The 22,980-nt window shown below is 73.4% G+C and carries 20 protein-coding genes; 8 read left to right on the plus strand and 12 right to left on the minus strand.

Annotated features, from left to right (window positions below; all coding sequences use genetic code 11):
* Positions 1-37 precede the first annotated feature (37 nt).
* Together ACIQG9_RS18150 and ACIQG9_RS18155 are read left to right on the plus strand one after the other, a co-directional pair.
* Entirely contained in the window at positions 38-1,303 is a 1,266-nt protein-coding gene (locus ACIQG9_RS18150) for an MFS transporter (RefSeq protein WP_400403563.1), read from the plus strand.
* 109 nt (positions 1,304-1,412) lie between these two features.
* A complete protein-coding gene (locus tag ACIQG9_RS18155; protein WP_400403565.1) occupies positions 1,413-2,366 on the plus strand; it encodes a 5'-3' exonuclease H3TH domain-containing protein in 954 nt (317 codons plus the stop codon).
* Between the two features lie 168 nt (positions 2,367-2,534).
* Here the strand turns inward: ACIQG9_RS18155 and ACIQG9_RS18160 are convergent, their stop codons facing one another.
* From ACIQG9_RS18160 to ACIQG9_RS18170, 3 genes are all read right to left on the minus strand, one after another.
* Complete coding sequence (locus ACIQG9_RS18160; protein WP_400403568.1) at positions 2,535-4,910, minus strand: ATP-binding cassette domain-containing protein; 2,376 nt, start codon at positions 4,908-4,910, stop codon at positions 2,535-2,537.
* Between the two features lie 170 nt (positions 4,911-5,080).
* Positions 5,081-5,524, minus strand: a complete 444-nt coding sequence (locus ACIQG9_RS18165; RefSeq protein WP_400403570.1) for a helix-turn-helix transcriptional regulator — start codon at positions 5,522-5,524, stop codon at positions 5,081-5,083.
* Positions 5,525-5,690: 166 nt separating this feature from the next.
* Positions 5,691-8,492, minus strand: coding sequence for a DEAD/DEAH box helicase (locus ACIQG9_RS18170; RefSeq protein ID WP_400403573.1), 2,802 nt, complete (start codon positions 8,490-8,492; stop codon positions 5,691-5,693).
* A gap of 85 nt (positions 8,493-8,577) precedes the next feature.
* Between ACIQG9_RS18170 and ACIQG9_RS18175 the strand changes: the two genes are divergently transcribed.
* The 3 genes from ACIQG9_RS18175 to ACIQG9_RS18185 all read left to right on the plus strand — a co-directional run bounded on the left by ACIQG9_RS18175 (position 8,578) and on the right by ACIQG9_RS18185 (position 11,303).
* On the plus strand, positions 8,578-9,342 hold the full coding sequence (locus ACIQG9_RS18175) for an HAD family hydrolase (protein ID WP_400403576.1): 765 nt from the start codon (positions 8,578-8,580) through the stop codon (positions 9,340-9,342).
* 77 nt (positions 9,343-9,419) lie between these two features.
* On the plus strand, positions 9,420-10,112 hold the full coding sequence (locus ACIQG9_RS18180) for a TetR/AcrR family transcriptional regulator (protein ID WP_400403579.1): 693 nt from the start codon (positions 9,420-9,422) through the stop codon (positions 10,110-10,112).
* A gap of 162 nt (positions 10,113-10,274) precedes the next feature.
* Positions 10,275-11,303 (plus strand): EamA family transporter, encoded by a 1,029-nt coding sequence (locus ACIQG9_RS18185; RefSeq protein ID WP_400403582.1) that lies wholly within the window; start codon positions 10,275-10,277, stop codon positions 11,301-11,303.
* Here the strand turns inward: ACIQG9_RS18185 and ACIQG9_RS18190 are convergent.
* Complete coding sequence (locus tag ACIQG9_RS18190; RefSeq protein WP_400403585.1) at positions 11,266-12,192, minus strand: diacylglycerol kinase family protein; 927 nt, start codon at positions 12,190-12,192, stop codon at positions 11,266-11,268. The two genes, ACIQG9_RS18185 and ACIQG9_RS18190, sit on opposite strands and share 38 nt — an antisense overlap.
* Positions 12,193-12,349: 157 nt before the next feature.
* Here ACIQG9_RS18190 and ACIQG9_RS18195 point away from each other — a divergent pair, with 157 nt between their 5' ends.
* Genes ACIQG9_RS18195 through ACIQG9_RS18205 form a run of 3 tightly spaced genes read left to right on the plus strand, consistent with a single transcriptional unit; the run spans position 12,350 to position 14,758 of the window.
* Complete coding sequence (locus ACIQG9_RS18195) at positions 12,350-13,147, plus strand: ABC transporter ATP-binding protein (RefSeq protein WP_400403587.1); 798 nt, start codon at positions 12,350-12,352, stop codon at positions 13,145-13,147.
* Positions 13,144-13,905, plus strand: a complete 762-nt coding sequence (locus ACIQG9_RS18200) for an ABC transporter permease (protein WP_400403590.1) — start codon at positions 13,144-13,146, stop codon at positions 13,903-13,905. Before ACIQG9_RS18195 ends, ACIQG9_RS18200 begins: the two co-directional genes overlap by 4 nt.
* Positions 13,906-13,948: 43 nt before the next feature.
* On the plus strand, positions 13,949-14,758 hold the full coding sequence (locus ACIQG9_RS18205) for a MerR family transcriptional regulator (RefSeq protein ID WP_400403592.1): 810 nt from the start codon (positions 13,949-13,951) through the stop codon (positions 14,756-14,758).
* A gap of 157 nt (positions 14,759-14,915) precedes the next feature.
* On the opposite strand, the gene ACIQG9_RS18210 is transcribed toward ACIQG9_RS18205, so the two are convergent.
* From ACIQG9_RS18210 to ACIQG9_RS18245, 8 genes are all read right to left on the minus strand, one after another.
* On the minus strand, positions 14,916-15,428 hold the full coding sequence (locus ACIQG9_RS18210) for a DinB family protein (protein ID WP_400403594.1): 513 nt from the start codon (positions 15,426-15,428) through the stop codon (positions 14,916-14,918).
* Positions 15,429-15,599: 171 nt separating this feature from the next.
* Positions 15,600-16,859, minus strand: a complete 1,260-nt coding sequence (locus tag ACIQG9_RS18215; protein ID WP_400403596.1) for a hypothetical protein — start codon at positions 16,857-16,859, stop codon at positions 15,600-15,602.
* Between the two features lie 277 nt (positions 16,860-17,136).
* A complete protein-coding gene (locus ACIQG9_RS18220; protein ID WP_400403598.1) occupies positions 17,137-17,454 on the minus strand; it encodes a TraR/DksA family transcriptional regulator in 318 nt (105 codons plus the stop codon).
* 702 nt (positions 17,455-18,156) lie between these two features.
* Entirely contained in the window at positions 18,157-18,723 is a 567-nt protein-coding gene (locus ACIQG9_RS18225) for a DUF305 domain-containing protein (protein ID WP_400403599.1), read from the minus strand.
* Between the two features lie 64 nt (positions 18,724-18,787).
* The gene (locus tag ACIQG9_RS18230; RefSeq protein ID WP_400403601.1) at positions 18,788-19,525 is read right to left on the minus strand and encodes a lytic polysaccharide monooxygenase; all 738 of its coding nucleotides are present in this window, start codon (positions 19,523-19,525) and stop codon (positions 18,788-18,790) included.
* Between the two features lie 269 nt (positions 19,526-19,794).
* Positions 19,795-21,036 carry an MFS transporter gene (locus ACIQG9_RS18235; protein ID WP_400403603.1) on the minus strand — a complete coding sequence of 414 codons (1,242 nt, stop codon included), beginning with the start codon at positions 21,034-21,036 and terminating at the stop codon, positions 19,795-19,797.
* Between the two features lie 212 nt (positions 21,037-21,248).
* Positions 21,249-22,514: a KamA family radical SAM protein gene (locus ACIQG9_RS18240; RefSeq protein WP_400403605.1), complete on the minus strand. Its 1,266-nt coding sequence runs from the start codon at positions 22,512-22,514 to the stop codon at positions 21,249-21,251.
* Between the two features lie 121 nt (positions 22,515-22,635).
* Complete coding sequence (locus ACIQG9_RS18245) at positions 22,636-22,848, minus strand: MbtH family protein (protein WP_400403607.1); 213 nt, start codon at positions 22,846-22,848, stop codon at positions 22,636-22,638.
* Positions 22,849-22,980 lie beyond the last annotated feature (132 nt).

The raw sequence follows: 22,980 nt of genomic DNA on the forward strand, positions 1-22,980 counted from the left end.
TTTGGAACTCACTTGCTTGAGGACGGGGGTCGACGGCATGACCGTCAGACAGGGAGCGGGCGTGTTCTGGCGCTGGTGGACCGCCGGCACGATCAGCTCGGTCGGGTCGGCGGTCGGCGCGGTGGCGCTGCCCCTGACGGCGCTGACCGCGCTGGACGCCACGGCGTTCCAGCTCGGCCTGATCACCGCCGCCAGCTACGTCGCCTGGCTGGTGATCGGGCTGCCCGCCGGCGTGGTCGTGCAACGGCTGCCGCTGCGCGGCGCGCAGGTCGGCGGCGACCTGGCCCGGGCGGTCGCGGTGGCCTCCGTGCCGCTGGCCTGGTGGCAGGGCTGGCTGACCGTCGCGCAGCTCGTCGCCGTCGCGCTGGTGGTCAGCTTCGCCAACGTGCTCTTCGACGTGGCCAACTCCACCTTCCTGCCCGGCATCGTCGGCCGCGACCAGCTCGAGGCCCGCAACAGCCTCACCTCGGCCACCCACGCCGCCACCCAACTCAGCGGCCCGGCCGTCGGCGGCCTCGCGGTGCAGGCGTTCGGCGCCGCGCCGACCCTGCTCGTCGACGCGGCCAGCTACCTGTTCTCCGGCGCGCTGCTGCGGTCGCTGCCGGCCCGCCGGGTCGACGCCCCCGACCGGTGGCCGCCGGTACGCGAGATGATCGGCGAGGGCTGGCGCTACGTCACCCGCCACCCGGTGATGGGCCCCGGGATGTGGGCGGCCACCGCGGTCAACTTCGTCTGCGGCGCGCAGCTCGCCGTCTACCCGCTCTACCTGGTGCGCGAACTGCACGCCCCGATCGCGCTGGTCGGCGTGCTGCTCGCCGTCGAGGGCGTCGGCTCCCTGGTCGGCGCCGGCCTCACCCCGTGGACCACCCGCCACTGGGGCACCGCCCGGGCGCTGGTCGTGGCCTCCCTGCTCACGGTCGTCGGCGCGGTCGTCGTCCCGCTCGGCACCGGCTGGCCGGCGTACCTGGCGTTCACCGCCGGCAACGTGGTCTTCGCCGGTGGGGTGGTGGTGCTCAGCGTCACCACCCGCACCTACCGGCAGACCGCCAGCCCACCCGACCTGCTCGCCCGGGTGATGGCCACCGTCCGGTTCGTCTCCTGGGGGGCCATCCCGGTCGGCGGGCTGGCCGCCGGCGCCCTGGCCGGGATGACGGGCGCCCGGGCGACCCTGCTCGCCGTCGCCGCCGCCACGGTGCTGGCGCCCCTGGCGCTGCTGTGCTCCCCGGTACGCGGGCTGCGCGACCTGACCGACCTGCCGGTGCCCGCGCCGGCCGGCGGCATCCGGACCCGGGAACGGGTCTGACCGCCGGCCAGCGGGTGGGCGCACGCCCACCCACCGATTGCCTCCTCCACCGGCCGGCCACGCCGGCAGCCTGACGGAGGGTCAGCGATGTCGGACCGTGCCCTCCCCCATGTCGTCGGGGGGTTGTGCCAGGCTGTCGGGCGTGGCAGACCAACCCCCCATCCTGCTGATCGACGCCCCCAGCCTCTACTTCCGGGCCTACTTCGGCGTGCCCGAGTCGGCCGCCCGCACCGAGGACGGCCAGCCGGTCAACGCCGTGCGCGGCTTCCTCGACATGCTCGCCCAGTTGGTCCGCACCCGCCGGCCCGGCCGGATGGTCTGCGCGCTGGACCACGACTGGCGCCCGGCCTGGCGGGTGGCGCTGCTGCCGTCGTACAAGGCGCACCGGGTGGCCCCGGAGGGCGGCGAGGAGGTGCCCGACACCCTCTCCCCGCAGGTGCCGGTGATCCTCGACGTGCTGGAGGCGATCGGGATCCCCGCCGTCGGGGCCACCGGCTACGAGGCCGACGACGTGCTGGGCACGCTGTCGGTGACCCAGCCCGGCCCGGCGGAGGTGGTCTCCGGCGACCGGGACCTGTTCCAGCTCGTCGACGACGCACGCGGGGTGCGGCTGCTCTACATCGGGCGCGGGGTGGCCAAGCTGGAGGACTGCGACGACGCGGCGGTCCGCGCCCGCTACGGCGTACCCGCCGACCGGTACGCCGACTTCGCGGCGCTGCGCGGCGACCCGAGCGACGGCCTGCCGGGAGTGCCCGGGGTCGGCGAGAAGACCGCCGCCCGGCTGATCGACCGGTACGGCGGCCTGCCCGGCATCCTCGCCGCGCTGGACGAGCCGGGGTCCGGTTTCGCGCCGGGGCTGCGGACCAGGCTCGACGCCGCCCGCGACTACCTGGCGGTGGCGCCGAAGGTGGTGCGGGTCGCCACCGACGTGCCGCTGCCGGCGCTGCCCACCGCGCTGCCCGGCGCGCCCGCCGACCCGGACCGGCTGTTGGCGCTGGCACAGCGGTGGAACCTGGCCGGCTCGTGCCGGCGGCTGGTCGACGCGCTCGCCGCCCACCCCTGACCGGCTGCCCCGGAACCCGCCGCCGGGATGCCCGGCCGACCTGTTCCCGCCGCCGGCGACCGCCCCGCCCGCCGGGCGGTCGCGCTGCCTCCGGGCGGTCCGGACGCGGCGCAGCCGCCCGAGGTCGACCCGGCGGGAACCCGTCCCACGGTGTCCGCGACGGCCCGGTCAGCGGCCGACGTAGGCCGCCAGGTGCTCGCCGGTGAGGGTGGAACGGGCAGCGACCAGGTCGGCGGGGGTGCCCTCGAAGACGATCCGGCCGCCGTCGTGGCCGGCGCCGGGACCAAGGTCGATGATCCAGTCGGCGTGCGCCATGACCGCCTGGTGGTGCTCGACGACGATGACCGACTTGCCGGATTCGACCAGCCGGTCGAGCAGGCCGAGCAGGTGCTCGACGTCGGCGAGGTGCAGGCCGGTGGTCGGCTCGTCGAGGACGTAGACGCCGCCCCGCTCGGCCATGTGGGTGGCCAGCTTGAGCCGCTGCCGCTCCCCGCCGGACAGCGTGGTGAGCGGCTGGCCGAGGCTGAGGTAGCCGAGCCCGACGTCGGCGAGCCGGCCGAGGATGGCGTGCGCGGCCGGCGTACGCGCCTCGCCGGCGCCGAAGAACTCCTCGGCCTCGGTCACCGACATCGCGAGCACCTCGCTGATGTCCCGGCCGCCGAGCTGGTACTCCAGCACCGATGCCTGGAACCGCCTGCCCTCGCACTCCTCGCAGGGCGTGGCGACGCCGGCCATCATCGCCAGATCGGTGTAGATGACGCCGGCGCCGTTGCAGGTGGGGCAGGCGCCCTCGGAGTTGGCGCTGAACAGCGCCGGCTTCACACCGTTGGCCTTCGCGAACGCCTTACGGATCGGGTCGAGCAGCCCCGTGTAGGTCGCCGGATTGCTCCGGCGCGAGCCGCGGATCGCGCCCTGGCCGATGGACACCACACCCGCGCCGGCGGGGATCGACCCGTGCACGAGCGAACTCTTGCCGGAGCCGGCGACGCCGGTGACGACGACCAGCACCCCGAGCGGGACGTCGACGTCGACGTCACGCAGGTTGTTCGCCGTCGCGCCCCGGATCTCCAGCGCGCCGGTGGGCGTCCGCACCGTCTTCTTCAGGGCGGCCCGGTCGTCGAAATGGCGGCCGGTGAGGGTGCCGCCGGCCCGCAACCCCTCGACGGTGCCCTCGAAGCAGACGGTGCCGCCCGCCGTGCCGGCGCCGGGGCCGAGGTCGACGACGTGGTCGGCGATGGCGATCGTCTCCGGCTTGTGCTCCACGACGAGCACCGTGTTGCCCTTGTCCCGCAGCCGCAGCAGCAGGTCGTTCATCCGCTGGATGTCGTGCGGGTGCAGGCCGATGGTGGGCTCGTCGAAGACGTAGGTGGTGTCGGTGAGCGAGGAGCCGAGGTGGCGAATCATCTTGACGCGTTGCGCCTCACCGCCCGACAACGTGCCCGACGGCCGGTCGAGCGATAGGTAGCCCAGGCCGATCTCCACGAACGAGTCGAGGGTCTGCCCCAGGGTGTCGAGCAGCGGCGCCACCGACGGCTCGTCGAGGCCGTCGACCCATCCGGCCAGGTCGCTGATCTGCATCGCGCAGGCGTCGGCGATGCTGATCCCGTTGACCTTCGACGACCGGGCCGCCGCGCTGAGCCGGGTGCCACCGCAGTCGGGGCAGGTGGTGAACGTCACCGCCCGCTCCACGAAGGCACGGATGTGCGGCTGGAGCGCGTCGACGTCCTTGGACAGGAACGACTTCTGGATTCTCGGGATCAGGCCCTCGTAGGTCAGGTTGACGTTGTCGACCTTGATCTTGGTGGGTTCCTTGTGGAGCAGGTTGTGCAGCTCGGCCTTGGTGTACCGGCGGATCGGCTTGTCCGGGTCGACGAAGCCGGAGCCGCCGTAGATCCGGCCGTACCAGCCGTCCATGCTGTAGCCGGGGATCGTGAGCGCGCCCTCGTTGAGCGACTTGCTGTCGTCGTACAGCGCGGACAGGTCGATGTCGTTGACCGCACCCCGGCCCTCGCAGCGCGGACACATGCCGCCGGTGACGCTGAAGCTGCGCCGCTCCTTCACGGTCTTCCCGCCGCGCTCCAGGGTGACCGCGCCCGCACCGCTGATCGAGGCGACGTTGAAGGAGAACGCGTTGGGCGAGCCGATGTGCGGCTGCCCGAGCCGGCTGAAGACGATCCGCAGCATCGCGTTGACGTCGGTGGCGGTGCCGACCGTGGAGCGGACGTCGGCACCCATCCGCTGCTGGTCGACGATGATCGCGGTGGTCAGCCCCTCGAGGACGTCGACCTCCGGCCGGGCCAACGTCGGCATGAAGCCCTGCACGAAGGCGCTGTACGTCTCGTTGATCATCCGCTGCGACTCGGCGGCGATCGTGCCGAACACCAGCGAGCTCTTGCCCGAGCCGGAGACGCCGGTGAACACCGTCAGCCGGCGCTTCGGGATCTCCACGCTGACGTCCCTGAGGTTGTTCACCCGCGCGCCGTGCACCCGGATCAGATCGTGGCGGTCAGCAACGTGCGGCGCCGGGTCCGTCCTCGTGGCCATGCTTCCAGTGTCTCCATCTGTTCGGGCGGGACCGCTCGTCGCGGTCTCCGTCGGCGTCGGCTGGCTCGCGCGTCCCGCCGGATCTGACGTCGTTGCGGACCTCGACAGCGAGGGTCTCCCGATCAGGCGGCAGCAGGGCTCAGTGCGCGGTGACGTTCATGGCGGTAACGCTAGGTGCGGTTCGCCGACCGCGCTTCTCGATTCCTGATCGGCCTGGTCACCTGTTTCGCCACGCACGACGGCATCCCCGCCGTGGCGCGCGCCTCCCGGTGCCGGTAGGTGCTGGGCGGCACCCCGACCAGTTCGGTGAAGCGGGTGCTGAAGGTGCCCAGCGACGAGCAGCCGACCGCGAAACAGACATCGGTGACGCTCAGGTCGCCCCGGCGCAGCAGCGCCATCGCGCGCTCGATACGCCGGGTCATCAGGTAGCCGTACGGCGACTCAGCGTAGGCACGCCGGAACTCGCGGCTGAGGTGTCCGGCCGACATGTGCGCGCCCCGGGCCAGCGCCTCGACGTCCAGCGGCTGCGCGTACTCCCGGTCGATCCGGTCCCGGACGCGGCGCAACCGCGCGAGGTCGCGAAGCTGCTGCGCCGCGGCGGGTTTGCTGGTCACCTGCCAAATCATGCCACAGCGTACGGGCCAGCGGCCGAGCGCCGAGTGGGGGGCGCCGGGCGGAACAGGCCCGGTCCGACGGCCGCACGCGCCCCCTGTCGACCGCGCTGTCCGGGCGACCGGTCGAGGTGTCGACCACCGCCGAGCAGATCACCGAGAGTAACGATCAGGCGGAGGCGTGGTAGGCCAGGACACCCCGGTTGACGGCGGCGATCGCCTGCCGGGCGGTGGCCCGCAGCTCCGTCGGCGCACCACCGGAGTCGGCGAGCTGGCCGAGCAGGTCGACGACCTGCCGGGCCCACCGGACGAAGTCACCGGCCGGCATCTCCCCGTCGATCTGGTGACCGCTGGCGAGCACCTTGGCCAGGGCCTCGCCGCGCGCCCACCGGTAGATCGGCCAGGCGAAGCCGAAGTCCGGTTCGCGGGTGACGGTCAGGCCCCGGTCGGCCTCGTCGGACTCGATCTCGCTCCACAGCGTGAGCGTCTCCTCGACCGCGTCGGCGACCGGACCACGCGGCAGCGACGCCCGCTCGTCGACGTCGCGGCGCGCCTCGAAGACCACCACCGACACGGCCGCGGCCAGCTCGGCCGGGGACAACCCGTCCCAGACGCCGCGCCGCAGGCACTCGGCGACCAGCAGGTCCGCCTCCGTCCAGATCCGGCCGAGCATCCGGCCGGCGTCGGTGACCCCGCCGTCGGCCGACAGGTAGCCGCGCGCGGTGAGCAGCGCGACGATCCGGTCGAACGTCCGCGCCAGGGAGCCGGTCCGGCCGGTGACCCGCTGCCGCAGCTCCTCGGTGTCCTTCTCCAGCCGGCGCCGCCGCTCCGCCCAACGGGCGTGCTCCTCCCGATCCGGGCAGGCGTGGCACGGGTGGTGGCGCAGCTCGGTACGGAGCTGGCTGAGCCGGTGGTCCTCACCGACGGCCTGCCGGGACCGGCCACCCCGGCGACCGCCGTGCCGGTCCAGCCCGGTGCCGCTGACCTCGGCGGCGAGGTCCCGGCGGGCGGCCGGGGACCGGTGGTTGAAGTGTTTGGGCACCCGGATGCGCGCGAGGACCTCGGCCGGGGTGGTGAAGTCGCCGGGGGTGACCCGGCCGGCCCAGCGGTCCTGGGTGAGCACCAGTGGCCGGGGCTCGCCGAAGCCGCCGGTGGCCGGGTCGAGGACCACCGCGAGGCCGGCCCGCCGCCCGGACGGCACCCGGATCACGTCGCCGACCCGCAGCCGCTCCAGCGAGGCCACCGCGGCGGCCTTGCGCTGCGTCTGGCCCTGCCGGGCGATGGCCCGTTCCCGGTCGGCGATGGCCACCCGCAGCGCGAAGTACTCGTCGAAGTCGCCGTGGTGGCAGACCGCCTCGACGCCGTACGCGTCGATGGTCTCGGTGTTGCGCTGCACCTGGCGGGCCAGGCCGACCACCGACCGGTCCGCCTGGAACTGCGCGAAGGACGACTCCAGCAGGGCCCGGGCCGGGTCGGTGCCGACGGTGCCGACCAGATTGACCGCCATGTTGTACGACGGACGGAAGCTGGACCGCAGCGGATAGGTGCGGGTGGACGCCAGACCGGCCACGTGCCGGGGGTCGGTCTCCGGGGACCAGACGACGACGGCGTGCCCCTCGACGTCGATGCCGCGCCGGCCGGCCCGACCGGTGAGCTGGGTGTACTCCCCCGGGGTCAGGTCGACGTGAGCCTCGCCGTTGAACTTCACCAGGCGTTCCAGGACCACGCAGCGGGCCGGCATGTTGATGCCCAGCGCCAGGGTCTCGGTGGCGAAGACCGCCTTGACCAGGCCCCGGACGAACAGTTCCTCGACGACCTCCTTGAACACCGGCAGCATGCCGGCGTGGTGGGCGGCGAGGCCGCGCTCCAGCCCGTCGAGCCACTCCCAGTAACCGAGCACGGTCAGGTCCTCGCCGGGGATCGCGGTGACCCTCGACTCGACGACCCGGCGGATCTCCGCCCGCTCCTCCGGCGAGGTCAGCCGCAGCCCGGCGGCGAGGCACTGCTGCACGGCGGCGGCGCAGCCGGCCCGGCTGAAGATGAACAGGATCGCCGGCAGCAGCCCCTCCCGGTCGAGCCGGTCGACGATGTCCGGGCGCATCGGCCCCCGCCAGCGCGGGCCACGCCGGCCCGCGCCGGGACCGGCGCTGCGCCCCTCGCCCAGCTCCAGGCGGCGCAGCGTGTCCCGGGTGTGGCGCAGCAACTCGGGGTGCACGTCGTGCTTGCGGGCCGCGTCGGCGTCGTGGAACAGGTCGAACATCCGCTTGCCGACCAGCATGTGCTGCCACAGCGGCACCGGCCGGTGCTCGCTGACCACCACCACCGTCTCGCCGCGCACGGTGACCAGCCAGTCGGCGAACTCCTCGGCGTTGGAGACGGTCGCCGACAGGGAGACCAGGGTGACCGAGGCGGGCAGGTGGATGATCACCTCTTCCCAGACCCCGCCCCGGAACCGGTCGGCGAGGTAGTGCACCTCGTCCATCACCACGTACGCCAGGCCCTCCAGGGTGGCCGAGCCGGCGTAGAGCATGTTGCGCAGCACCTCGGTGGTCATCACCACCACCGGAGCGTCACCGTTGATCGCGTTGTCGCCGGTCAGCAGGCCGACCTGCTCGGCGCCGTACCGCTCCACCAGGTCGTGGTACTTCTGGTTGGACAGCGCCTTGATCGGCGTGGTGTAGAAGCACTTGCGCCGGGCCGGGAGCGCCGCCGCGCCGTCGGCCCCCGCCGGCGTCGTGGGCGTGCCGCGCAGGGCCAGGTGTACGGCGAACTCGCCGACCACCGTCTTGCCGGCCCCGGTCGGCGCGCAGACCAGCACGCCGCTGCCCCGCTCCAGGGACTGGCACGCCTCACGCTGGAAGTCGTCGAGATCGAACCCCAGGTCCAGGGCGAACTCTTCCAGGGCCGGGAACTGGGAGGCCTGGGCGGCCCGGCGGCGTGCCTCGGCGTACCGCTCGGCGGGGCTCGACATGCCCCAAGATTAATCGGTGCCACCGACGGCCACCGGGCAAGGCCGTCCGGCAGGACGGTCGGAGCGGGTCGGTAGGGTGCACGACGTGCCGGATCATGCCGAACCGCCCGAAGCCTCGAACGGCGGCGTCGACGCCGCCCGTTCGCGCGCGTCCCGCCGCCCCGTGGAGGCGGTGCTCTTCGACTTCCACGGCACCCTCGCCCAGGTGGAGGACGCCCACGACTGGGTGGTCGCCGCGGCGGCGACCTGCGGGGTGAGCCTGGAGCGGATCCGGGCCACCGTGCTGGCCGACCGGCTGCTCACCGCGGGTCGGGCGGGCGGGCCGCTGCCGGCCCGGGTACCGCCCCGGCTGGCCGAGCTGTGGGCCGACCGGGACCTCTACGAGCACGCCCACCGGGGCGCGTACACCGGGCTGGCCGAGACGGTGGACGCCGGCATCGACGGCTTCGCCGACGCGCTCTACGAGCGGGTGCTCGTCCCGGACGGCTGGGTCCCCTACCCGGACACCGAGCCGGTGCTGAGCGCACTGCGGGCGGCCGGGGTCAAGGTGGCGGTGGTGAGCAACATCGGCTTCGACCTGCGGCCCTTCTTCGACGCCTGGGGGCTGGCCGGGCTGGTCGACGCGTACGCGCTGTCGTACGAGGTGGGACGCTGCAAGCCGGATCCGGGCATCTTCCTGCGGGCCTGCGGCATGCTCGGCGTGGACCCGGAGCGGACGCTGATGGTCGGCGACACCCCCGCCGACGCGGGAGCGGTCAACGCGGGTTGCGGCGTACTGGTGCTGCCGGCCGCCGGCCCGGGGCGCAGCGGCGGCCTGGGCGCGGTCCTCGACCTGGCCCTCCGGCCGTGACCAGCGCACAGCGCCGCTAACACGATCGTGTTAGCCCCTGGCGTGATCACCGCTAACCCGCACCGGTTATCGTCACTGTGCTGAGCGAGACGCCGGTGCGGGACCGGATCGTGCGGGCCGCCGCCGACCTGCTCACCGAGGGCGGCCGGGAGGCCGTCACCGTCCGCTCGGTCAGCCGGGCCGCCGCGGTGCAGGCCCCCACCATCTACCGGCAGTTCGGCGACATGGCCGGGCTGCTCGACGCCGCCGCGAGCTGGGGCTTCGCCGCGTACCTGCACGCCCAGGCGGCCCGGGACCCGGCCGACGACCCGGTGGACGACCTGCGCCGGGGCTGGGACCTGCACGTCGGCTTCGGGGTCGCCAACCCGGCCTTCCACGCCCTCATGTACGGCGACCCACGCCCCCGCGTCCGACCCACCGCCGCCCGGGTCGCCGCCGACATCCTGCGCCAGCTCGTCGCCCGGGTCGCCGAGGCGGGACGGCTGCGGGTGGACGTCGACCGGGCGGCGGAGATGGTGCACGCGGCGAGCTGCGGCGTCACCCTCACCCTGATCCGTGGCGGCGACCCCGGCCTCTCCGTCGCCAGCCGGGAGGCGGTGGTGACGGCCGTCTGCGCCGACAGCCCCGCCGCCCGGGCGATCCGGCCACCCGACCGGGCGATCCGGCACGCCGTGGCGCTGCGGGCGGCGCTGCCGGAGGTCGCCGCCGACCTCAGCCCCGCCGAACGGGCACTGCTCGCCGAGTGGCTGGACCGGCTCACCACGGCCTGAGCCGGCGACCGGTGCGGTCCGGGCGCACCCGTCCGGCAGGCGTGCTCCGGGCTCAGCCTGCCGGCAGGGCGAGGCCGGCGCGGTCCGGGCGCACCCGTTGGGCAGGGCAGCTCACCCCTACCGGCCGTGGGCCGTCCGGGCCGGCGGGCTAGCGTCGCGGTCGTGACCCGCGCCGCCCAGCCACCCGCTCCCCCGCCGCGTCGACCGGCCACCGGTCACCCCGGCGCCGTCGGGCTGGTGCTCGGCGGGGCGCTGTCGGTGCAGTTCGGCGCCGCCGTCGCCGCCCTGCTCTTCCACCGGGCCGGGGTGGCCGGCACGGTGACGCTGCGGCTGGCCATCGGCGCGCTGCTCCTGCTGGCGGTCAGCCGGCCCCGGCTACGCGGGCACGGACGGGGCGACTGGGGCTCGGTGGTGGCGTTCGGCCTGACCCTGGCCGGGATGAACTCGATCTTCTATCAGGCGATCGAGCGGATTCCGCTGGGACCGGCGGTGACCCTGGAGGTGCTCGGCCCACTGGCGTTGTCCGTGCTGACCGCCCGCCGGCTCGCCGCCTGGTGCTGGGCCGGGTTGGCGTTGGCCGGGGTCGCCCTGCTCGGTCAGGGCGGCTTCGAGCGGCTGGACCCGCTGGGCGCGGGTCTCGCGCTCGGCGCCGGCGCGTTGTGGGCGGCGTACATCGTCTGCTCCGCCCGGGTCGGCGGGCGCTTCCCGAAGGCGGACGGCCTGGCCCTGGCCCTCGGGGTGGCGGCGCTGGTCAGCCTGCCGATCGGACTGGTCGACGCCGGATCCCGGCTGGCGGACCCGACGGTACTGGTCCTCGGCACGGGGCTGGCCCTGCTCGCCTCGGTGCTGCCCTACACCCTGGAGCTGCTGGCCCTGCGCCGGCTGCCCACCGCCACCTTCGCGGTGCTGATGAGCCTCGGCCCGGCGATCGCCGCCCTCGCCGGCTGGCTGGTGCTCGACCAGGCGCTGCACCCGGTGGAGCTGCTCGCCATCGGCCTGGTGATCGCCGCCAGTGTCGGCGCGGTACGGGCCGGCGCGGCCCGGCGGACGGTCGGCCCGGCCGTCGCCGGAATGGAGGGCACGGCCGGGATGGAAGGCACGGCCGGGGTGGAGGGGGCGGGGGCGATCGGGGCCGGGGAGCCGGACCGGCAGCTCAGCGCAGCAGCCGGACCGCCCGGGGCACCGCGGTGATCCGCACCGGCAGGTCCAGCGACCGCTCGCCGTCGGCGTAGGTGGTGATGCCCTCGGCGGTCAGTTCCACGGTGGCCGCCCGGTAGCTGCGCGCCAGCGGATGGTTCACGTGGGTGCCGGCGTAGATGCGCGGCTTCACCCGGATCAGGGTGCGCCGGTCGAACCGGCCGCCGACTACCACGTCCAACAACCCGTCGGTGGGGTCGGCGTCCGGGCAGATCCGCATCCCGCCGCCGTAGCTGGCGCAGTTGCCCACCGCGACCAGCACGGCGTCCAGGTGGTGTTCCTCGCCGTCGAGGCGCAGCGTGTAGCGACGCGGGCGCAACCGGGCCAGCTCGACGAGGATCGCCAGGTCGTAGCGGCGAGGTCCGCGCGGCCAGCGCATCCGGTTGGCCCGCTCGTTGACGATCGCGTCGAAGCCGGCCGCGAGAACCGCACCGTACCAGCGGTCGCCGCCGGTACCGCCGGACATCCGGGCCAGATCGACGGGGCGGCTACGACCGTCGCGCAGCGCGGCGGCGATCACCCCGACGGCGGCGAGCGGATCGGCCGGGAAGCCGGTGTCGGCGGCGAAGTCGTTGCCGGTGCCGGCCGGCACCGGGCCGAACGGCACCGCCGTACCCGCGACCGCCTGCAAAGCCCGGTGGACGGTGCCGTCGCCGCCGACCGCGACCAACGCGGACGCCCCGGCAGCGACCGCGGCCCGGCAGGCCGCCTCCGCCTCGTCGGGAGTGTGCGCCGTCAACAGCTCCACCGGGCGGCCGGCGGCGGCGAGCCCGTCGAGGAGGCGGGGCAGCAGGCCACGGTGGCGGCCCCGGCCGGCGGTGGGGTTGGCGAGCACGGCGACCGGGCCGGCCGCCCGGTGATCGTCTGCGGTCACGGCGAGCACCGTACCGGCACCAGACAACCCGGGAGTTCCCGGCCGGCGCACCACCGGACCGATCGCCGTCAGCCACCCCCGTCGCGGTCGGCCGCTGGAACGGACGAATCGAATCCGCCCGGCGGCCTTGACCCTGACGCTGCGTCAACCCTTCATGCTGCCTGCCATGAGCATCCCGCCGACAACCGATCACCTCGAACAACCCGCGATACACGTGCAGGGCATGGAGAAGTCGTTCAAGCAGCTCAAGGTGCTGCGCGGCGTGAACGTCACCGTGGCGCGGGGCAGCATCTTCGCCCTGCTCGGCTCGAACGGGGCGGGCAAGACCACGGTGGTGAAGATCCTGTCCACGCTGCTCAAGGCCGACACCGGGACAGCCCGGGTCAACGGCTTCGAGGTCGCGACACAGGCCGCCGACGTACGCCGGTCCATCAGCCTCACCGGGCAGTTCGCGGCGGTCGACGAGATCCTCAGCGGACGGGAGAACCTCGTCCTGGTCGCCAGACTGAGACACCTCAAGAACTCGGGCACCATCGCGGACGACCTCCTGCGGCGCTTCTCGCTGACCGAGGCGGGCACCCGGAGGGTCGCGACGTACTCCGGTGGCATGCGCCGCCGGCTGGACATCGCGATGAGTCTCATCGGGAGTCCGCCGGTCATCTTCCTCGACGAGCCGACGACCGGGCTGGACCCGGAGGCGCGCATCGAGGTGTGGCAGGCCGTCAAGGAACTCGCCAGGGGCGGCACGACCGTACTGCTCACGACCCAGTACCTCGACGAGGCGGAGCAGCTCGCCGACCGGATCGCGATCCTCCACGAGGGCCGGATCATCGTGAACGGCACCCTCCACGAACTCAAGCAGCTCCTCCCACCCGCCAAGGTCGAGTACGTCGAGAAGCAGCCAACCCTCGAGGATGTCTTCCTCACCCTCGTCGGCGCCAGAACGGACAGGGAACAACGATGAACAAGCACTTCCTCGGCGACACCGCGGTACTCCTGGGACGTTCGCTGCGCCACGTCACCCGCAGCCCGGACACCATCGTCACGACCGCGATCATGCCGATCGCCCTACTGCTGCTGTTCGTCTACGTCTTCGGCGGCGCGATCGACACCGGGTCCGACTCGTACGTGAACTACCTGCTACCCGGCATCCTGCTCATCACCATCGCCTCGGGCATCTCCTACACCGCCTACCGGCTCTTCCTGGACACGCAGGGCGGCATCTTCGAACGGTTCCAGTCCATGCCGATCGCCCGGTCCTCCGTGCTGTGGGCACACGTGCTGACCTCGCTGGTCGCCAACCTGGTCTCGCTCGTGGTCGTCGTCCTCGTCGCCCTCCTCATCGGCTTCCGCACGGGGGCGGGCGTGCTGGGCTGGCTCGCGGTCGCCGGCATCCTGGTCCTGTTCACCCTGGCGCTGACCTGGATCGCGGTGATCCCCGGTCTCACCGCACAGTCGGTGGACGGCGCGAGCGCGTTCTCCTACCCGCTGATCTTCCTGCCGTTCCTCAGCTCGGCCTTCGTGCCCACCGAGTCCATGCCCGGCCCGGTGCGCGCCTTCGCCGAGCACCAGCCGGTGACCTCCATCGTCAACGCGATCCGCGACCTGTTCACCCAGCAACCGGTCGGCACCGACATCTGGACCGCCCTCGCCTGGTGCGTCGGCATCCTCGCCGTCGCCTACCTGTTCGCCACCGTCTCCTACCGTCGCAGGATCTCCTGAGCGGCGTCGACCGGGCCGGGCGAGTCGAGGGCAGGATCAGAGCATGCTGACGATCGGTCAACTGGCGGCGTACGCGGGCGTCACGGTGCGGGCGGTGCGCCACTACCACCAGATCGGACTACTGCCCGAGCCGGCGCGGGATGCCTCGGGCTACCGGCGGTACGGCGCGACGGCGGTCGTGTCCCTCATCAAGATCCGTACCCTCGCCGACGCCGGCGTGCCGCTGTCCCAGATCGGTCGGATGCTCGACGCCGACGCGTCGACCTTCGCCGAGGCCGTCCGAAAGATCGACGGCCACCTGAGCGACGAGATCGAACGACTGGAGACCAACCGCAAGCAGATCGCGCAGCTCGCCGCCGGGGACAGCCTGGTGCTCCCACCGGAGGTGACCACCTACCTCGATCGACTTCGGGAGATCGGCGCGTCGGCGCGGATGGTGGAGGGTGAGCGGGACGGGTGGATCCTGATCGCGGCTCGCTGGCCCGGTCGCATCCACGAGTGGATACCCGGGAAACTCGCGGAGCTCGACGACCCGCGACTCGTCCGGCTCTACCGGGTCCTGTCCGAGATCTTCGACGGCGACGTGGGCGACGACCCGCGGCTGGAGGAAGCCGCCGACATCATGGCCGACCTGGCCGAGCAGGCATTCACCTCCGGCGGGACCGACCTCGGCGAGGTGGAGCACGACGACCTACCGTTCGACCTGCTGGACGCACTCGCCGTCGAGTCCGACCCGCGGGCGGAGCGGCTGCGGGACCTGATGCGCGCACGTGGCTGGACCGGTTGGACCCGGCTGGAGCGGGTGGCGACGCCGCCCGACCAGGCCGGGTCCGGCCGACCCGGTAGCCGTTGATCGTTGACGATGTGCCGGTGGTCGGTCGTGGCGAACTGACCGCCGAAGCCTGGGCGGTGCTCCCGCCGCCGCTGCCTGAGCCCGAAGCTCCGCTGCCGGGCCAGCCTGGTCGTCGTCGCCACCGTCGTCCGGCTTCGACGATCGACAGGGATGCCGCCTAATCCCCGGTCATGCTGTCGATCTGCTCCCGGAGGATGTCGGCGTGGCCACAGTGCCGTGCCAACTCACGGATCATGTGCACGTAGATGTAGCGCAGTGACACCCGGCCCAGCCGAGGATGGGGCACGGTGTCGTCGAGGGCGAAGCCGGCTGCGATCTGCCTCGATCGCTCGCAGGCGGTGGCGTACTCCGCGATGACGCCTGCGACCGTCTCATCCGGGCCGACCTGCCAACTGGCGTCGTCACCGAACGAGTTGCCGACGATCTGTGCACGCGGCTGCTGGGCCAGACAGTGCTGGAACCAGTTCCGTTCGACAGCGGCGGCATGGCTGACGAGGCCGACAAGCGTGGTGAGCGAGGGCACCAGGCTCCGGCGGGCGTCCTCCTCCGACAGCCCCCGGACCTTGCCGACGATCTCATCGCGGTACGCGTCGACGAAGGCCTCCAGAACCTCGCGCTCCGGAGCCGTGCTCGCGAGTTCCTCGCTGTCGAGCGGTCGTGTGGTCGTCACGTCGACACTTTAGAGGTCTGCGGGTTGCGTCTCGCCGACCAGGATCGGCAGGACCCGCTCCTCCGGCTCAGGGCTCCCCGTAGTCAGGCCCCTCCTCGGCAATCAGGGCACCTCTCCCAGCAAGCGTCACCACCCCCCGGGGCTTCCGCGCGGCCGGAGTCGCCGCCGGTCTCAAGAGTCGCCGGCCAACTCCCGCAGCTCCGGCGGTAACGAGTCGTCGGCCGCGATCCGGGCGAGCGCCTCGCGGCTGCGGGGAACGGTGTGGTGCCAGCGCAGCATCCCCACGGTCTGCTCGCCGCCCACGCCGTTGCGGGCGTACTGCTCGGCGAGTTCCATCGCCCACGGGGTGATCCGCGCCCGGTCGTCGACGCATACGCCGAGCCAGCGGAAGACCTCGTCCGCGATCCAGGCACCGATCCACGTCACCCACCGTTGGACGAACCGCTCCGCCTCCGCACCCTCCGGATCCTGCGGCACGCCGGGGATGCCGAGCAGGGCGCACTCCCGCATCGCCTCGGTCAGCCGTTCCCGGGTGACCTGCCGGGCGTACCGGATCAGGCTCCGCAGCACCGCGCGGACCTCAAGCCAGGCGGGCGACTCCTGGTCGCCGTCCCACGAGGCGGCGGGGACAGGTTCGGGGACCGGCCCGGCCGGCGCGCACGCCTCCAGAATCGCCCGTGCGCGGGCGATGTTCCCGGCGGTCTCCGGCAGTTCACCGGGCCACTGGAAGCCGGAATCCCAGCTATAGGGCACCTCCCGTACGACGGGAGGCAGCAACGGCTCCTCGCCGTGCGCCGGTTCCCGGCCACGGGCCTCGTAGCCTGGCCGACGCAACTGCCAGAGCCATTCCCGCGCCCCCGCGCGAGTGGACTCGCGCACCCCGTCGTCGCGCACCACCCGGAGCAGGGCCTGCTCGCCGTGGGGCGCGCCGAGGCCGTTCAGCAGGTACACCGCGTCGTGGGCGGCGAGGTCGTCGCGGATGCAGCGCTCGGCCACCGCCGCGACCCGCGCTGCGTCCCGCGGCTCCTGCCGCAGCCACCACAGCAGGTCATGGGCCCAGCCCGAGAGCACACTGTCGGCTCGCTCCCGGACGATCTGGTCCGACTCCCCCTCGAACCACCAGGCCGGCACAGGCGGATCCGCTGTCTGGGCCCACTGCCGAAGTACGTCGGTGACACCCTCCTGGGTGAGCAGGTCAGCCGTCGGCATGAGCTGTCCGAGCCGGTGGCCGGTCTCGTTGCGGAACCGGTAGAAGAACTCCTCCCAGGAGTCGCCCCTCCAGCCGTGCCGTAACCCCGACGGCAGGTCGGACAGCACCGCGGTCAGTGCGTCGAGGGCAGCCTGCTCACTGGCTCGCGTGTGCGGCAGCTCCTCCAGCTTCCGCTTCCGCTGCCCGGTCAGGTCGTTCCACGGCGGAGGTAGCTCGCGCATGGCCGCGGGCAACAGAGGGTGTCCGGTCACCACCTTCGTCCCGTCCTCTCGTCGATGAAGGACCCACGCCGGGCTATTCAACAGGACAGCGATGTGCGTCGTGGTCCTCGGTCCGGGCCGACGGCGGGCCACACACCGCGTAGAGCGTCCTAGGTTGCTAGCGTGGTGCCGGCCGTCGCGCAGCAAGGTGGGTGGGCGGGGGGCTCGCCTTCGGGTGCGTTTGTTGCTGCCGGGACCGCAACAAACGCACCCGAAGGCGGTGGACCTGCCGGGAGGGTCAGCCGTGGGTGCGCTGCTGGCAGGGCACGCAGAACCGGGCGTGGGGCAGCGCCTCCAGCCGCTCCGCCGGGATCTCCGCCGCGCACCGCTCACAGACGCCGTAGCGCCCCTCGGCGAGGCGGCGCAGCGCGGCGGCCAGGTGGTGCAGGTTCTGCCGGGTGGAGGCGATCATCGCGCCCCGGGTGTGCGCCTCGGCCGGGTCGCCGGTGTCGGCGGTCAACTCGGTCAGTCGGGCCGTCTGCGCCGCGAACTCGTCGGTGAGGCTTCTGCGCAGTGTGTCCAGGCGGTGCGGGTCGGCGTGGATGTCGGTGCTCATGCTGAGTCCTTCCGGAAAAAGAAAAAGGGCCGAAGCGCGAGGCTTCGTCCCGGGTGGCCGACTGGGGGTGAACGAGTCCCCGGTGGGCCACGGCCGGCGGGGATCGGGCTCGGCAGCCCGTGGATAGGCGCGACCGCCGCTCGGGCGACCCGCGCGGGCGAGGCGGTACGACGACGGGCGGCAGCCGGCGGCACGATCACGGCAGCCGGCACCACGGAGACAGCAACCGCCGGCACGGGGACAGCAACCGGCATCACGGGGACAGCAACCGGCGGCACGGGGACAGCAGCCGGCACCACGCGGACAGCAAGCGGCACCACGGGGACAGCAACCGGCGGCACCGTCACGACGGTGACGGTGGCGCGGACGGGCCGGGCTGCCGGGGACATGCGGCCACCATAGACGGGGCCGCAGCGGATGCAAACCGTTTCCGCCCCCGCCGCGGCGAGCCGGTCGGGTCCGGCCATCATTCGACCCCGGGTGACGCCGGGTCCGGCAGGCGGCGTAGTGGTCGAACGATGCCCATCGGCGGCACGGCGGTCGAGCAGCGCCCGCCGGCGGCTTAGTGGGCGAAAGATGGCCGATGGCGGCGTAGTGGGCGAAAGATGGCCGGTGGCGGCGTACCCGGTCGTCGCCGTCGTGGCGGACGGCCGGGTTCCGGCCGGCGGGCCCGTCCCGCAACGGGTCGGGCCCGCCGGCCGGTCAGGACGCGGTCCGGCCGACGGGGAGCGCCGTGACGAGCTGGATCTCCGCGGTGCGGGACTGGTCGATGCGCCGGGCCAGGTCGCGGACCGCCGGGGCGGCCGCGAGCGCCAGGTGTGCCCGGGCCAGCTCGGCGGCCTGCCGCTGCTGGGGCACCAGGATCTCCACCAGTACGGCGTCGTAGCCGGACGCCGGGGTGGTGCGTAGCCGGGACACCGGGTCGGGTGAGCCGGTGGGGTCGGGGTGGTCGTGCTGGTGGTGACCCTGGTCCGGGCCGGCGGCCCGGATCCACCCGCGCATCTGCGCGACCTCGTCGGCCTCGGTCGCCTCGACGGCCGCGACGAGGGTACGTAGCTGCCGGTCCTGGATCCGTTCGGGGGCCGCGCGGACGATGGCCAGGGTCCGCTCCTGGTGGGCCACCATCGCGTGGAGGAACACCAGGTCGAGTCCGCCGATCGCCGCCTCGGAGACGGTCGGTGTCGGCGCGGCGGTGTCGGCCGGGCGGGCGGGTGCGCATCCGGCGAGCAGCAGGGCGGCGACCAGGACCGCGGCGGACCGCCGATTCATGCCGCCCTCCGGGGTCGGTCGGGGCCCGGCCCGTGCCCGGACGAGGGACACGGGCCGGCTCCGGTCAGACCTGCGCCCACAGCGCGGGCACGTAGGGCGGCTCCCAGCCGGGCAGGGCGGTGTGCGCCTGCCGGCACCGGTAGCTCAGGCCGTTGTAGGTGACCACGTCGCCGACCTGGTAGCTGCGGCCGGCGGTCCAGCTACCGCCGACCGTCGGCGAGCTGGTGGGGGTGCTGGTCGGGCTCGGGGTGGCGGTACGGGTCGGGCTCGGGGTGGGCGTCGGACCGCCACCGCCGCCGATCTGTACGTCCACGCAGGAGTAGAAGGCGTTGGCGGTGTCGGCGATGTTCCAGACGGCAAGGACCTTCTGCCGGCCGGAGTAGCCGCCGAAGTTGACGGTGTGCGACACGGTGGCGCCGGGCTGCTGGCCGCCGCCGTCGAAGACGCCCAACCGGCTGCCGCCGATGAAGTACTCCCAGTTGCTGGTGGCGTGTCGGGCGGTGTTCACCCAGGTGAAGGTGACCGAACTGCCCACCGAGGTGGCGGGCCAGCCCTTGCTCTCGTCGTCCAGGACGGCGAACTGGCTGATCCCGGCGCTGCAACTGCGCAGCCCCTTGGGCCCCTCCACGCTCTGCGGCTCGTACTGGATCTGGCCGCAGTTGGGCACCCGCCCCTGGGCGCAGAGGGCCTGCCGGCTGGGCGGGGCGGAGACGTACCCGTGGGCCTGGGCGGGCGCGGCGAGGCCCAGGGAGGTGACGACGGCACCGGCCGCCACCAGTGGGACGGTGATCGTTCGACGCATGGTGACACTCCTCGAGGTGGGGTCGGGCGTCCCACCGGCGTCGGCGGCCGTCAGGGCAGCCGCCACCGGTCGAGACGCATCGATCTCGGGCGATTGCCATGACGGTAAATTAAACTTTGTTAACAGTAAATACACCGTACTGATTTTCCGCACCAGGTGCCTGGCGGCGGTCTGACGACGGGTGACGGCGACCGTGATCGGGCCGATCCGTGGGAAGGTCGGTTGGGACGGGCCGCCCCGTCACAGGTCGGTTGCGACGGGGCAGGCCGTCACGGCTCGGTACGCATCGACCGGATGCCGGTGCTGACGGTGGCGGCGACCGCCGAGACGGCCACCAGCGCCGCGAAGACCAACATCGTGGTCGTGCCGGAGAACCGGGTCAACAGCAGGCCGGCCAGGCCCGGCGCGAGCGCCGCGGCGGAGGTCGCGGCGAGGAAGATGACGCTGACCACCCGGCCCTGGAGCCGGTCCGGGGTGATCGCCGCCTGGTAGCCGAAGAGGACCGCGTTGGCGGTGGGGCCGAGGAAGACCGCCGCCGCCAGCGGCACCGCCGCCAGCACGCTGGTGGCGAAGAGGCTGCTCACCGCGATCAGCCCGGCCGTGGCCCAGCAGAGCACGACGACCAGGGTGGGCAGCCGCAGCCAGCGCTGCACCCACGGCGCGGCGAACGCCCCCAGGAACCCGCCCAGGCCGAAGATCGTGGTGGCCAGGCCGACCAGGAACGCCGAGGTGCCGACCCGTTCCAGCGACACGGTGATCGCGAAGATCATGCCGGTGAAGGCCATGTTCAGTGGCGCGGCGATCAGCACCAGCGCCCGCAGGAACGGGTTGGCCAGCACGAAGCGGACCCCCTCGGCCACCGCGGCCCCACCGGACTGGGGTGCCTGCTCGCGGGGCTGCTGCATCGGCTCCCGGATGAACAGCACGGCCACCAGGGACAGCAGGTAGCTGAGCGCGTTGCCGAGGAACGGCAGCGACCGCCCCAGCCCGAACAGCAGGCCGCCCAGCGGCGGCCCGCCGAGCTGGGTGCCGTACGCGCGGGCCTCGTTGCGGGCCACCGCGGTGGAGAGCTGGACGGCCGGGACCAGGTTGCGCACCGCGGCGTGCTCGGCGGTGCTGAACACCGCGTTCGCCACCGCGCCGAGGACGGCGAGCGTCAGGATCATCGCCAGGTTCGCCACCCCGGCCAGCACCGCGCCGGCCAGCGCGGCGTAGCCGACGATGCGCACCGCGTCGCAGACGATCATCAGCCGGCGCCGGTCGAACCGGTCGGCCAGCACCCCGGCGGGCAGCCGGCAGACGAGGGTGACCAACAGGCCGGCCGTGCCGACCAGGCCGGCCTGAGCCGCCGAGCCGGTGAGGTACAGCACCAGCAACGGCAACGCCAGGTTGGACATCGCGGTGCCCAGGTCGGACAGGCACTGGCTGACCCAGAGCAGGTTGAAGGCCCGGTTGCGCCAGAGGCTCACCGGGCGGGTCTGCGCCGGAGCGTCCTCGATCGTCGTTGTCACCTGCGGTCCTTCCGGGCGGGACGGGTCGGGTCGGACGGCATCGCTGGCACCCGGGCCGGCCGGCCCGGCCACGGCAGCCACGGCCGGGACGGCCGTGGTCGGCGCGGCGGCCACCGTGGGCGGGCGAGCCGTGGACGGAGCCGCCGTGGACGAGGCGGCCACCGTGGACGGGGAAGCCGTGGGGGGTGTGGTCTCGGTGGGGGCGACGCGGGTCATGCCGGCCACCAGGAGCCGAGCGCGGGCCGCAGGTCGTCGAACCACTCGGCGCCCGGGTCGTACCGGGCGAAGAACTGCCGGCCCACCTGGGCGGCGTCGCGGGCCTGCAACAACCGCAGGCTGAACACCTCGGTGCCGGCGACGTCGACCACCCCGTCCAGCAGCACCTTGCCGGGGGCGGCGGACATCACCGGGCCACGCGCGGTACGGGCCAGCCCGGAGACGCCCCGGATCGCGTCGGTGTAGACCTGCCAGGCGCGGGCGAGCGGGACGCTGAAGTAGCTGCGGGCGCCGGTGTCGCGCTCCACGAACAGGTAGTACGGCACCACCCCCAGCTCCACCTGCCGCTGCCACATGGTGGCCCAGTCCCCGGCCCGGTCGTTGACGTGGGCGATGAGCGGGGCCTGGGACCGGATCACCGCGCCGGTGGCCCGGATCCGGCGGATCGCCTCGCGTACCGCCGGGGTCTCCAGCTCGCGGGGGTGGGAGAAGTGGGCCATCACCGCCACGTGCCGGCCGGCGGCGACGATCCGTTCGAGCAGCCGCAGCAGGTCGTCGGCGTCGGCGTCGGTGGTGAACCGGGCCGGCCAGTAGGACAGCGCCTTGGTACCGAAGCGGATGGTGCGCACCCGGTCCAGGGCCGGGTCGAGCAGCGGCGCCACCCAGCGCTCCAGCACCGCCGCGCTCATGATCATCGGATCCCCGCCGGTGAACAGCACGTCGGTGACGGTCGGGCGGTCGGCCAGGTACGCCATCACCCGGCCCACGTCGGCGGCGGCCTGCCGGATCTCGGCGTTGCCGACGAACTGCGCCCACCGGAAGCAGTAGCCGCAGTACGAGTGGCAGGTCTGCCCCTGCGACGGGAAGACCAGCACCGTCTCGGCGTACTTGTGCTGCAGGCCGACCAGCCGCTGGCCGGCGTGGGTGGGCACGTTCGCCTCCAACTGCGCCCCCGGGTTCGGGTTGAGCCGGGCGTGGGCGTCCCGGGCGGCCTTGCGGATCACCCCCGGGTCGGCGGCGGACAGGTGCAGCGCCGACAGATGGTCGAAGATGTCCGGCGGCAGCATGTCCCGGTGCGGGAAGGTGAGCCGGAAGATCGGGTCGTCGGGGACGGCGGACCAGTCGACGAGTTCGTCCACGACGTACTGGTTGACTTTGAACGGGAGCACCGAGGAGACCACCCGCAGGTCGTGCAGGTACTCCTCGGGCATGCCCCGGTCGGCGGCGAGTCGCGCCAGACGCTCGTGGGAATAGACCTTCATCACCGTCGCCTCAGTTCGTGTGCGGTACCACCCCGGGTGCGGAGCGCCCGGGGGTCGAACAGGGGCCGCCGGAGGGCGGCCGGGGGCGGGGCGGCCCGGTGCGGGCCGCCCCGGCGGGCGGTCAGCCCTGGGCGGCGGCCATCCGCTCGCGCAGGCTCTTCGGCCGCATGTCGGTCCACACCTCGTCGATGTGGGCCAGGCAGTCCTGCCGGGTGCCCTCGAAGCCGGTGGCGGTCCAGCCGGCCGGCAGCTCGCGCCCGGCGACCCAGATCGAGTACTGCTCCTCGTGGTTCACCACGACGCGGTAGGTGCGGGTGTCGTCGTCGACGGCCATCGCCGTTCTCCTTCTCTCGGTCCTCTTCGGGGTGTCCCGGCCCGGCGGGCGGGACGGTGGGTGTCCCGGCCCGGGGGCCGGTGACGGTGGGTGTCCCCGGCCCGGGCCGGGGACGGGTGCGGGGCGGCCGGG

It is taken from the genome of Micromonospora sp. NPDC092111, from assembly GCF_044755745.1.
GTDB lineage: Bacteria > Actinomycetota > Actinomycetes > Mycobacteriales > Micromonosporaceae > Micromonospora.

Bases quoted from the DNA above. Each gene is read 5' to 3' on its own strand.
- ACIQG9_RS18150 (WP_400403563.1), top strand. From the start codon at position 38: ATGACCGTCAGACAGGGAGCGGGCGTGTTCTGGCGCTGGTGGACCGCC.
- ACIQG9_RS18155 (WP_400403565.1), top strand. From the start codon at position 1,413: ATGTCGTCGGGGGGTTGTGCCAGGCTGTCGGGCGTGGCAGACCAACCC.
- ACIQG9_RS18160 (WP_400403568.1), bottom strand. From the start codon at position 4,910: ATGGCCACGAGGACGGACCCGGCGCCGCACGTTGCTGACCGCCACGAT.
- ACIQG9_RS18170 (WP_400403573.1), bottom strand. From the start codon at position 8,492: ATGTCGAGCCCCGCCGAGCGGTACGCCGAGGCACGCCGCCGGGCCGCC.
- ACIQG9_RS18195 (WP_400403587.1), top strand. From the start codon at position 12,350: ATGAGCATCCCGCCGACAACCGATCACCTCGAACAACCCGCGATACAC.
- ACIQG9_RS18200 (WP_400403590.1), top strand. From the start codon at position 13,144: ATGAACAAGCACTTCCTCGGCGACACCGCGGTACTCCTGGGACGTTCG.
- ACIQG9_RS18205 (WP_400403592.1), top strand. From the start codon at position 13,949: ATGCTGACGATCGGTCAACTGGCGGCGTACGCGGGCGTCACGGTGCGG.
- ACIQG9_RS18215 (WP_400403596.1), bottom strand. From the start codon at position 16,859: ATGCGCGAGCTACCTCCGCCGTGGAACGACCTGACCGGGCAGCGGAAG.
- ACIQG9_RS18220 (WP_400403598.1), bottom strand. From the start codon at position 17,454: ATGAGCACCGACATCCACGCCGACCCGCACCGCCTGGACACACTGCGC.
- ACIQG9_RS18225 (WP_400403599.1), bottom strand. From the start codon at position 18,723: ATGAATCGGCGGTCCGCCGCGGTCCTGGTCGCCGCCCTGCTGCTCGCC.
- ACIQG9_RS18230 (WP_400403601.1), bottom strand. From the start codon at position 19,525: ATGCGTCGAACGATCACCGTCCCACTGGTGGCGGCCGGTGCCGTCGTC.
- ACIQG9_RS18240 (WP_400403605.1), bottom strand. From the start codon at position 22,514: ATGAAGGTCTATTCCCACGAGCGTCTGGCGCGACTCGCCGCCGACCGG.
- ACIQG9_RS18245 (WP_400403607.1), bottom strand. From the start codon at position 22,848: ATGGCCGTCGACGACGACACCCGCACCTACCGCGTCGTGGTGAACCAC.